A 507-nucleotide genomic window follows, 5' to 3' on the forward strand; every position below is an offset into this window, starting at 1 on the left:
CCGGTCCATGTCCTATCGGGAGCTTGACGAGGCGGCCAATCGGTTAGCGCATCTGCTGGTCGAGTCCGGCGCGGGCCCGGGTGAGTTTGTCGCGCTGCTGTTGTCGCGGTCGGCCGAGGCGATCGTGGCGATCCTGGCGGTGCTCAAATCCGGGGCGGCCTATCTGCCGATCGACCCGGCGCTGCCGGGCGCGCGGGTGGAATTCATGCTCACCGATGCCGCCCCGAGGGTCGCGGTCACCACCGCCGAGCTGGTGGATCGGCTCGAGGGGTTTGGTGGGGTGGTCATCGACGTGGCCGACCCGGCGGTGGCGGCCCAGCCGAGCACCCCGCCGCCGGCGCCGTCGCCGGCTGATGTGGCGCATGTGATCTACACGTCGGGGACCACGGGTGTGCCCAAAGGCGTTGCGGTGACGCATCACAACGTCGCGCAGCTGTTCGACGATCTGGATATCGGGGTCGATCTGTCGGCCGGGCAGGTGTGGACGCAGTTCCACTCGTATGCCTT

At 68.8% G+C, this 507-nt stretch carries 1 protein-coding gene; it reads left to right on the forward strand.

Annotated elements, in window-relative coordinates; genetic code table 11:
• Positions 1–507 (forward strand): AMP-binding protein (locus A5659_RS03830; protein ID WP_156748807.1); only part of this gene is annotated, 507 nt, incomplete at both ends.

Source organism: Mycobacterium sp. 1165196.3 (assembly GCF_001673415.1).
In the GTDB taxonomy this organism is placed as follows: domain Bacteria; phylum Actinomycetota; class Actinomycetes; order Mycobacteriales; family Mycobacteriaceae; genus Mycobacterium; species Mycobacterium europaeum_A.